The 7,455-nt window shown below is 69.4% G+C and carries 6 protein-coding genes; 2 read left to right on the top strand and 4 right to left on the bottom strand.

Annotated elements, in window-relative coordinates; all coding sequences use genetic code 11:
- Positions 1-192 precede the first annotated feature (192 nt).
- Entirely contained in the window at positions 193-1,278 is a 1,086-nt protein-coding gene (locus tag D7Y15_RS41085; RefSeq protein WP_120580892.1) for a M35 family metallo-endopeptidase, read from the bottom strand.
- Between the two features lie 238 nt (positions 1,279-1,516).
- Between D7Y15_RS41085 and D7Y15_RS41080 the strand changes: the two genes are divergently transcribed.
- Together D7Y15_RS41080 and D7Y15_RS41075 are read left to right on the top strand one after the other, a co-directional pair.
- On the top strand, positions 1,517-2,212 hold the full coding sequence (locus D7Y15_RS41080; RefSeq protein ID WP_120580891.1) for a glutamine amidotransferase: 696 nt from the start codon (positions 1,517-1,519) through the stop codon (positions 2,210-2,212).
- A 33-nt stretch (positions 2,213-2,245) separates the two neighbouring features.
- Positions 2,246-3,544, top strand: coding sequence for an AAA family ATPase (locus D7Y15_RS41075; RefSeq protein ID WP_120580890.1), 1,299 nt, complete (start codon positions 2,246-2,248; stop codon positions 3,542-3,544).
- Between the two features lie 3 nt (positions 3,545-3,547).
- Here the strand turns inward: D7Y15_RS41075 and D7Y15_RS41070 are convergent, their stop codons facing one another.
- The 3 genes from D7Y15_RS41070 to D7Y15_RS41060 form a co-directional block, all read right to left on the bottom strand.
- A complete protein-coding gene (locus D7Y15_RS41070) occupies positions 3,548-4,741 on the bottom strand; it encodes a hypothetical protein (protein ID WP_121755989.1) in 1,194 nt (397 codons plus the stop codon).
- Positions 4,742-5,006: 265 nt separating this feature from the next.
- Positions 5,007-6,014, bottom strand: a complete 1,008-nt coding sequence (locus D7Y15_RS41065) for a hypothetical protein (protein ID WP_120580888.1) — start codon at positions 6,012-6,014, stop codon at positions 5,007-5,009.
- Positions 6,015-6,179: 165 nt separating this feature from the next.
- Positions 6,180-7,455: OprO/OprP family phosphate-selective porin (locus D7Y15_RS41060; RefSeq protein WP_121755988.1), on the bottom strand; the 1,276-nt coding region annotated here is incomplete at its 5' end.

Here is a 7,455-nt window from a genome sequence, read left to right as displayed (position 1 = left end):
CTGCTGTTGCGCGGGTGCCTCCGCGGGCTTCGGGGTACAGGCGGTGACACCGGCGGCGGTCAGCACCGCGAGCCATGCGAGGTTCCTTCGTCCCAGGCCCATCACGTGACGCTCCTTGTGTTCGTGCTGCGAAAAGAAAAGGGGCGCGAGCCCATGTGGCCCGCGCCCCGGAGTCAACGGTCCCGCGTCACCTTACGGCAGCGAGGGGTTGTTCTCCGCGAAGTATTCGTGGCTGTCCGCGTTGTCACGCGCGTTGGTGGGGTTGGACCGGGCCAGGTTCTTCGCGGCCGTCTGGCCGTAGGCCCAGTCGTCCGTGCCGGCCACGACGTTGAAGTGGCTCATCTCGTGGACCAGCGTGCCCGCGCGCGAGTCCGTGCCCGTGTTGGGGGCGTTCCAGAAGGCGCCGCACACGTAGATCTTGTACGGCGAGGCCGGGTACACGTACGCGTAGGTCCCGCTCTCGTTGCAGCTGCAGTCCACGACGACGGCGGCGGACGCGAACGCGTTCTTGATGCTGTTGAAGTGCGTCTTGATGACGTTCCAGTTGGAGCTGGAGTACGTGCCGAACCACGTGGTGTAGCGGCTGGTCGCGGACGGCGTGGCGCTCAGGTACGTGTACGCGTTGTTGGAGTAGGTCTTCGCGCTGTTGTACGCGTTGGTGATGGTGGTCTGCTCGGAGGCGGTGCACGCCCCGGAGTAGGACAGGCCCTGCGCCGTCACCGTGCGCATCGCCTCGATGCCTTCGAGGCTGTTGCGGCGGCCCTCGATGAAGAGGCTGACCGCGTTGGAGGACAGCGCCGTCACGCCCGCGCGCGCCTCCAGCTCGTAGCGGATGGTGTAGGTGCCGGAGACGGACAGGTCATACGCGTCCGACACGACGACCGGACCGGAGAGGCTCTCGCCGGGGGCGATGGTGACCATGTCCTCGGCGCGGCCCTGCACGCGCTTGAAGTGCGCGCCCGTGTACTCCACCGGCTGGCCGTCGCGAGACACCGACAGGCGGCCCTCGTTGAGGCCCTCGCCCGGCGCGTCCCACTTGTAGATGCTCACCGGCGAAGAGGAGGTGTTGGTCAGCGTCACCTCCACCGTCACGCGCTCGCTGGCGGCCATGGAGGCCTTGCCTGCGGACACCTGCGCCGTCAGGGCGCCCTGGGCCTGCTCGGTGGCCTCGGTCGGGGTGGGCTCACCCTCCGCCGGAGGAGCGCCGCAACCGCTCAGCAGGGAAACGCCGACCACCGTGCCCATCAGCCACTTGAAACCGCGAAGGCTCTTGCTCACGAGGAACTTCCTTTCGGAATACGACGCGACGAAAACGCCCAAGGGGGAATGCCCGGGTGTGCATGCTTATAGGGGAAACCGGGCCCGCAGATGATGGCATGAAATACTGTGAAATAAATGCCTGCCGGCTATCCGGTTTCACGGCGCGTCGCGGCCAACCGTGGCATGGAGCGTTAGTCTTCACGCGGCACGCATTGCGTGTGGCACAAACAAAGACACAGGGAAGGGGTGGCGGAAAATGCGCGCGGTGGTGTTCGAGCACGAGGAGCACGAGGGGCCAGGCCTCTTGGGGCCGGCGCTGGAGGCGGCGGGCTTCACGCTGGTGCGGCGCTTCCGGACGGTGAAGCGCGAGGACGTGGACGCGCCGCTGGTGGTGGTGATGGGTGGGCCCATGGGGGTGTACGAGGCGGACGCCCATCCGTTCCTGAATGAAGAGCTGGCATTGCTGGGAGAGCGGCTGGCGAACGACCGCGCGTGCGTGGGCGTGTGTCTGGGTGCGCAGCTGTTGGCGGCGGCGGCGGGTGCGACGGTGTCGCCGGGGAAGAATGGCTTCGAGGTGGGCGTGGGGCCGGTGCGCTGGACGCAGGACGCGCTGAAGGACCCGGTGGTGGCGGGCGCGAAGCCGCGCACGGCGGTGGCGCACTGGCATGGGGACACGTACACGCCGGTGCCCGGCGCGACGCTGCTCGCGTCCACGGACCGGTACACGCAGCAGGCCTTCCGGCTGGGAAAGTCGTATGGCTTCCAGTTCCACCTGGAGCTGACGGCGCAGGAGCTGGGGCGCTGGCTGGAGCTGGGGGAGGAGGACCTCGTCACCCGGGGCAAGGACGTGGCGGCGCTGAAGGCCCAGCTGCCCAAGCTGAAGGCGGCGGAGGCGGAGAACACGGAGCTGCTCCAACGGCTCGCGCATCAGCTGGCGAAGGGCCTACGCTGACGGCCGTCCAAGGCAAGGGGAGGGCCGGACGCCATGAAGCTGACCCGTCTGCACGTCCACCACTACCGAGGGCTCGCGCCGGACACGGTGCTGACGTTCGGCCCTGCCCTGAACGTGGTGGTGGGCGCGACGGGCAGCGGACGCACGACGCTGCTGGAGCTGGTGTCCGCGGTGCTGTGCTCGGACTTCTCCGGGCTGCTGCGGGAGCCGTTCTCGCTGGAGTACGCGCTGCGCTTCGACGCGCTGACGGTGGACGTGGCCGTGCGCAACGAGCCGCCCGCCGCGCTGCCCGCTACGGCCGGGGAGGGCGGCTCCGATGCAGGCCCTGGCGCCGCATTGGCGCTGCCGCCGGCGGCGTTGGCGCACGGGCTGATGCCCTCCATCGTGGCGACGGTGCGGTGGGACGCGGCGGAGGACGCGCGGCTCGTCATGCGCGCCAGCGCCACGGGCTTCGCGTGCGAGGTGGCGGGCGCGGCTGGCTTCTCCAAGCGCATGCACTGGTCGGTGTTGGACCGGTCCGTATGGACGCTGCTCTTCATGGCCGCGCAGTACCTGGAGCGCGGCGTGAAGGACCGGCTGAAGGACCTGCTCCGGGAGACGTTCCTGCTGGCGCCGCCGCGCTTCGACGAAGCGCTGGGCATGTTCGAGCGCATCGGCGCCATCCGCTACGCGATGGAGCAGCGCGGTGAGGAACTGTTTCCGCTGGGACTCATGGCGCTGCCCACGTGGATGCCGGGCTGGCTGCGCGAACAGGTGGAGCGCGAGCCCGTGCCTCCGTCGCTGCTCTTCCGCCACGAGGCGCAGCCCCAGGGCTTCCTCGCGCGCTTCGTGACGCTGGCGGGGTTCGCTTCAGGCACGCTCACCGTGGACGTGACGGAGACGACGCCGCTGTCCCAGGGCGGACGGTTGGGCTTCAGCGGCTTCCGTTTCGCGTTCGTGCGGCCGGACGGCACTCCGGTGACGCAGGAGCAGCTGGGCCATGGCCAGAAGCGGCTGTTGTCCTTCCTCTACTACCTGGACGTGCACGAGTCCTTCGTCATCGCGGACGAGCTGGCGGACGGCCTGCATCCGGACCTGGTGCGCGCGTGCGTGCGGGACATGGGGAAAAGGCAGGCCTTCGTCACCAGCCAGAACCCGCTGGTGCTGGAGCAGTTGGAGTTCACCCACGCGGAGCAGCTGCGCACGTCGTTGATCCGCTGCCAGGGCGGCGGCGGGCCCGGGCGCTGGCGGTGGACGCAGCCGACGCCGGAGGAGGCCGCGCGGTGGTTCGACGCTTCCCGCGCGGGCTCCGTGCCGCTGGGCGCGGTGCTGCGCGCCCAGGGCTTCGGATGACCGTCAGGGCGCCGTCGACGCCTTGAAGAGGAAGTCGTCGTCGAAGCCGCGCGAGACCAGGTTCCTTCCAAGGTGGAGGGTGCCGGAGAAGTAGCCGATTCCCACGAACGCGCCCTGCTTGTTCACCGCCACGTCCGTGAAGAACGGGCGTCCGGTCGAGCTGTACGTGTGCCTCCACTGCTGCTGACCTTCGATGCGCTCCAGCCTCGCGGTGAAGAGCGTGTAGCCGGAGGGCGAGTCCGGCTCGATGGAGGCGCCGCCCACGACCACGGCGTCGTCCTCGGCCACGGCGACCGCGCCCACGGCCTGCGGGTAGGCGCGGGCCCAGCGCTCCTCTCCGGCCCGGGTCCACGCGACGAGGAAGCCGCCGCCCGGGACCGGGGGCGTAATCGTCTGGCCCCGGAACGTGAAGGCGCTGCTGAACTGGCCTCCCACCACCACGCGGTTGCCGTGCACGGCGATGCTCGCGGCTCCTCCCGACGCGCCCACCAGCGACCGGGTCCACGCCACCGTGCCCGAGGGGGTCACCTTCCAGACCTCCGGGTCAGGGTACAGGATTCCCGCGAAGTAGAAGGCGTCCGCTTCATCCACCGCGACGCTGGCACCACTGCTCAGGATCAACTGCTCGCGGACGGTCCACTGCGCCGCGCCGGCGGCATTGAACTTCGTGAGGAATGCGGTCACGACGTCCGTCACCTGCGAGGAGTTGGGCCCTTGGCCGAAGTCCACCGTGCGGAAGGCGTTGCCCGTCATGGCGATGCCGTCCTGCGAGTCGGTGACCAGGTCATGGGGAGAGATGTTGCCCGTGAAGTGCCGGGCCCACTGGAACTGCCCCGTCTTGCGCAGCTTCAGCAGGAAGGCGCCTGCCGGTTGGAGTCCCCCTCCCAGGTCGATGGGCTCGTTCGACGTCCCCGCGACGAGCACGTTGCGCTCCCGGTCCACCGTGAGCGCCACCGCGTCGACGAAGTTCTGTCCGCCGGGAGGAAGCACGCCTTCATAGGCGCGGGTCCACAGCAGCGCGCCGGCCGTCGTGTACTTCGCCACCGCGAAGCCAATGCTGTCGGGGTTCCCGGAGCCGACGGGGCCCGCGCCCAGGTCCACGCTGCCCTGGTAGAGGAACAGCGCGAGGATGTTGCCGTCGCGGTCGAAGTCCACCGCGTGGGCCTGGTCGAACCGGGGGGACCCCAGGTGCTTCACCCAGGCGAAGGCTCCCCCCGAGAGTGCCGCCTCCTGCGTCCGTGCGGACGCCTCGGGGGCCTCCGAGGGCCCGCACCCGCCAAGCGCCGCTGCGATCACGGCGCCCCAAAGAAGCCGCCAGCCCATCACCCTGCGAGTCGTTCCCATGTGTCCCCACCTCGCTGTCCCCAAAGACAGACAGTGCGAGTTAGGAACGACCTGCAGGCAGGCACACTGCCCTGGAGGGCAGTGGGGCTTTGATGCCTGAACAGTCCGCGGGACGCGGTCAGCGGCCGGAGAGCAGCTCCGTGGTGAAGGAGAAGCCGCCCAGCAGGTAGGGCATGGCGTTCATGCGGTTCTCATGTTTGAGGTACCAGCCGGCCATGAGCAGCACGGTGGGCTTGCTCATGACGCCGCCCGGCTTCGTGTCGAAGGCATACGCGACGAGCGGGCCCACGCGGACGTGCGAGTTGGTGGGCAGCTTTCGCCCGGGCAGCGGCTCCACCGCGTTGGTGTCTTCGTCGTAGCGGGGCCACACCGCGGAGAGCCGGGCGCCCAGCGTCCACTGTCCGGCCAGCCAGAGGAGGTCCGTGTCGTTGGCGAGCACCCAGCCCTTGCCGGGCACCAGCGTGTCCAGCGTCGGGTCGTAGAACGTGCCGCGCGTGCCGCCGTCGCGCAGCGACATGTTCCAGTACTCGATGGCCAGCTTCGAGCGCAGCGCCAGGGACTTCACCTTCGCCTGGAGCATGGGCTCCACGAAGAAGTGGTGCCCGGAGGTGCCGTAGGCGGTGTCATTGGTCGCGCTGCGCAGGTCGTCGTCGTAGGGCTGGAAGGAGTCCGGATAGGACTGCACGCTGCCGAAGGTGCCGAAGAACTGGACGTACTCGTAGCCGGCGCGGACGTTGAAGATCGCCAGCGGTTGCAGCTCCACCACGGGCCCCAGCTTGAAGAACGCGGGACTCAGCCGGAGGCTCGCGCCGGCGCTGGCGTACGTGTCGCGCAGGAGCAGGGAAGGGCTGTCGGAGAGGCGCTTCTGGTAGACGAGCCGGTTCTGCGACTCGAGCCCCAGCGGGTTGTAGCGGACCACGTTGAGGGTGGTGAAGTAGACGCGGCTGTCGGGCAGGAGCGGCTGCACCGGGAGTGGCACGTCCTCCGTGATGGGCGACTGGGGCTGCTGCGCGGCCACGGGTGCGCCCAGGCCCAGGAGGCCGAGCAGCGCGGCGCGCGTGAGCGCCTTCGACAGGGACGGGGAGCGGACAGGCGTCGGGCGTTGCGGGAACACGTTCGCGGGCATGCATCCTCTCGGCGGAGTCCGCGGGAGCGGCCCACGGGCAAGGGCCACCCGTGGCGGGCGGCGGGAGCGTCGTGCACATGACGTGGGCGCTTCAAGACGCACCAGGACGAAGCCGCCGGATGACACCCGGCGTCACCAAATGTTTCACGGCTCGCGGGCGGGGTTTCAGAACGTGAGCTGGAAGCGGGACATGAGGACGTTCTCGGGAGGGCGGTCGGCGCCATCCGGAGCGCCGCCCTCGTAGTTCGTGCGGTGGAAGTTCATGGCGAAGCGCACGCGCCGGTTGAAGGCGAACGTCGTGGCGACGCCGAAGCCGCTCGCCGCGCTCACGGATTGCGCGGGGTTGGCGAAGCGGGGGAAGGCGGCGTCGTCAATGTCCAGGGCGTGGTAGCGCGCCGCCACCTCCAGCGCGCCGCCCTTGAGCGTCTTCGGGTCGAAGGGCGTCGTGGGCCGGGCGCCTTCGAAGGACGCCTTCCCTCCGAACACCCACGACACCGACGTCTGCCACGCGTGGTTGCGCAGCCGCGCGCGTGCGTCCGCGATTCGCACCTCTTGTGACGAGCGCACGTACTCCGCGAGGAGGCCGAAGGACCCCCAGTAGAAGTAGCCCTGGGGCGCGAGCCGCAGGTGCTGGCCGTGCGCCGTCACCGTCTCTCCGGTGTTCGCGTTGTTGAGATAGCTGAAGATGATCTCCTGGCCCGTGCTGCGAAAGGGCGCGAGCCCGGTGTTGGTGGCGGTGCCGAACTGGAGGCCGCGCGTCACCGCGATGCCCAGCCCCAGTCCCTGGAGGAAGGACGGCTCGCGGCCCTTGAAGGGCAGGGCGAAGAAGCGGGCGACCAGGTCGAAGCTGTCGTCGGGGTTGGTGTCGGTGCTGGCGCCGTCGGGGTCTCCATTCACCACCGCCAGCGAGTACTGCCACCGGCCGCCTTCGCCCTCGCCGTGCAGCTCCAGGCCCTCGTCGCGGTTGGGGACCAGGTCCACCGTGAGCGAGCGCTCGATGAAGGGGTTGTCCATGTCGGACTGGAGCAGCTCCAGTCCGAACGGCGTCTTGAACCGGCCCGCGCGCAGGCGGACCCATTCCCCTGGACGGAAGTCGATGAACGCGTCCTGGATGATCGGCTGATTGACGCCGAAGTCCGGCATGAGGCGGAAGTCGATGAAGCCGAAGAGCGTCCCGTCCAGGATGGGGCGCATGCGCCGCACGAGGAACGTGTTGGTGCCAGTTCGGTCGATGTCCGCGAAGTAGAAGCGCCCGTCGCCCTGGAGTTGGCCGCGCAGCTTGAGCACGAAGGCCTTGTCCGCGGACGACAGCGTGAAGCCTTCCTCGGAGACGTTGATGACTGGCGGCTCGGCGGCCTTCGGAGGCTCCGCGGCCTTCGGAGGCTCGGAGGCCTGGGCGTGAACGCGGGGGGCGGCGAGCAGCAGGCCCGTGGCGGCGAGG

Source organism: Corallococcus sp. AB030, assembly GCF_003668965.1.
GTDB classification, from domain to species: Bacteria; Myxococcota; Myxococcia; order Myxococcales; family Myxococcaceae; genus Corallococcus; species Corallococcus exiguus.
The sequence above is the reverse complement of the archived record's forward strand: the minus strand, read 5'-3'. Positions and strand labels throughout refer to the sequence as shown.

Bases quoted from the DNA above. Each gene is read 5' to 3' on its own strand.
- D7Y15_RS41075 (WP_120580890.1), top strand. From the start codon at position 2,246: ATGAAGCTGACCCGTCTGCACGTCCACCACTACCGAGGGCTCGCGCCG.
- D7Y15_RS41065 (WP_120580888.1), bottom strand. From the start codon at position 6,014: ATGCCCGCGAACGTGTTCCCGCAACGCCCGACGCCTGTCCGCTCCCCG.
- D7Y15_RS41080 (WP_120580891.1), top strand. From the start codon at position 1,517: ATGCGCGCGGTGGTGTTCGAGCACGAGGAGCACGAGGGGCCAGGCCTC.